The following is a 433-nucleotide window of genomic DNA, read 5'->3' as shown; positions in this document are numbered from 1 at the left end:
ACGACCGCGCCCATCCGGAAGAGCCCCTCAAGCGTGGGTTCGGACAGGAAAGCCTGGAGGATGGGGCCCGCCTCGGCCAGGCCGGAGGTTTCGATGACGACATGGTTGAAATCGACCTCGCCGGCCTCACGGGCATGATAGAGCCGGTTGAGGGTCTGGATGAGGTCGCCAAAGACCGTGCAGCACAGGCAGCCATTTTCCAGCACCATGATCGTATCGTCGCTCGCCGTGGTGAGGGCGTGATCGATCCCGATCTCTCCAAACTCGTTTATGATCACGGCGGTGCGCGTCATCGCCGGATCGCGCAGGGCGCGATTGAGCAATGTGGTCTTTCCGCTGCCGAGAAAGCCGGTCAGCACTGTGACCGGCGTCCTCATATCCTGTTTGGGAGTCAGCATGCGCGCGCTCAGGCAGGTGCGCGGTGGTTGGGATA

Annotated in this window: 1 protein-coding gene; it reads right to left on the bottom strand. The window is 62.4% G+C overall.

Translation table 11 applies throughout. The features are described from left to right. On the bottom strand, positions 1 to 377 hold a 377-nt coding region (locus tag MRBLSP13_RS19950), incomplete at its 3' end, for a CobW family GTP-binding protein (RefSeq protein ID WP_363756258.1). Positions 378 to 433 lie beyond the last annotated feature (56 nt).

Origin of the sequence: Sphingobium sp. LSP13-1-1.1, assembly GCF_040676415.1 — a bacterium.
GTDB lineage: Bacteria > Pseudomonadota > Alphaproteobacteria > Sphingomonadales > Sphingomonadaceae > Sphingobium.
This window is presented reverse-complemented; position numbering and strand designations above follow the sequence as displayed.